A 1,586-nucleotide genomic window follows, 5' to 3' on the forward strand; every position below is an offset into this window, starting at 1 on the left:
TTAAAAGGGCTGTAGACCCGTTCCAACTCCCATGTTACAGAGGTGCTCTTTTTTGTACAAAGGCCAAATTATTCATTCTACAGGAATTCTAACGGGCAGTTTAGTTTAAGGAAAAAATCTATTGATACATAGGAATGAATTTGATGGATTGGACGAATGTGAGCGGCTAATGCCTCTCTGAATACCATTACAGAAATGATCAGTAAAGGCTGATTAACCTCGTACCAAGTATAGCTACAGACAATCGTAAGGATGTAAATTGAGTGCCATTCCAAGTCATTAGGTTTTCGACATACCCTAATGTATCGGAGTTAGAAGTACCAATAATACGTTGAATAGCAAGTAAATCATAACCCATACTTTTTTCGTTTGTAACTATGGGATATAATGCACCTAAAGCAAGAACCTCACCTTTGATTGGTTGCTTAAGTTTACCATTTTCGTTGTAATATTGTGATAAGTAGTCATAGCCTTTATTACTAATGTCTATTGTAAACAACACGTCAAGATGAGGACTTCCTACGCTCACTTTGTAAAAATCTTCATAATTTACATTGAACTTATACTCTTTATTATATTTTTCAACATCAAACATTTCATGTAGAATGTTATTCTTGAAGGAATAAATATAAAAAATACCATATCCGCCGCTTCCTCCAGAATCAATACTTACTAAAATGTCCTGTACATTATCCTTAGAAAAATCCCCAAGGAATAGCCTAGCACTATATCCCGCATTGTTTTGAAGATTTACCGTTGTACTTTGATTAGAATGTCCATCTTGAATAATAAGCGTAATATTATCTGCAAAGATTCCATTGGATTTATTTCCATATAAATACACGTTATCAATTATTCCGTCCCCATTTACATCGCCTTGTTTCATATCAAGCAAAGATATTTTTCTTAAATGAGTATAGTTACCATACGAATGCTTTTGAATTTGTTTGTACAAATTAAACATCCCCTTATCATAAGTCGAATACCCTATGCCTACAAATATGTAGGTTAATGACTATATGATTGTGTAGATGCCCATGTAGGAAATGAAAATTCATTATTGAGCAGCGTAGTTTATTAAACTCCCTCAATATGATTTATTTTTCTCACTCAGGCTCATGAATTCGCAGGATTTCACCTATAGCTAAGTGTGAGATAAGAAGGAAACAGAGGAGGCGGTGGATTGGAACAACTGTAAGGGCATGCAAGAATAAGGTGAGAGTATATCACCCAATTTGTTCCATATCCTGCACGTCTCCATGTCGCCCCTAGCGATTTTCACTCCCATGTCTCAACGGGTCTATGCCCTTTCATTCCTTCGTCACATCTAACTAAGGGGTGGAGGTCGGTTTTTCTAACGGAACGGGTCCGAGCCCTTTTGTTTAATGCCTCCCGATACTCCGTGCTACTTATCCATCCTGCGAATGCATCAACTGGTAAAAACAACTCGCTTAAGCGGCCTGCGGAAATACTCTAACTGAACTGTAAGCTTCGTTACTTTTGGCCAGGCCAACAAGCATTCGGGCCACTTTACCACATAATTTCATAATAGATTTCATTTTCTTGAGCTTTTTTACGTCTACATT

1 protein-coding gene and 1 pseudogene are annotated in these 1,586 nt (G+C 36.9%); both read right to left on the bottom strand.

Annotated elements, in window-relative coordinates; all coding sequences use genetic code 11:
* Nucleotides 1-199 precede the first annotated feature (199 nt).
* Nucleotides 200-955, bottom strand: coding sequence for a VCBS repeat-containing protein (locus UQ64_RS26300; protein ID WP_209445887.1), 756 nt, complete (start codon nt 953-955; stop codon nt 200-202).
* 496 nt (nt 956-1,451) lie between these two features.
* Nucleotides 1,452-1,586: pseudogene (locus tag UQ64_RS32430) on the bottom strand (IS110 family RNA-guided transposase); the annotation flags it as partial.

The organism is Paenibacillus etheri (genome assembly GCF_001012825.1).
GTDB classification, from domain to species: domain Bacteria; phylum Bacillota; class Bacilli; order Paenibacillales; family Paenibacillaceae; genus Paenibacillus_AQ; species Paenibacillus_AQ etheri.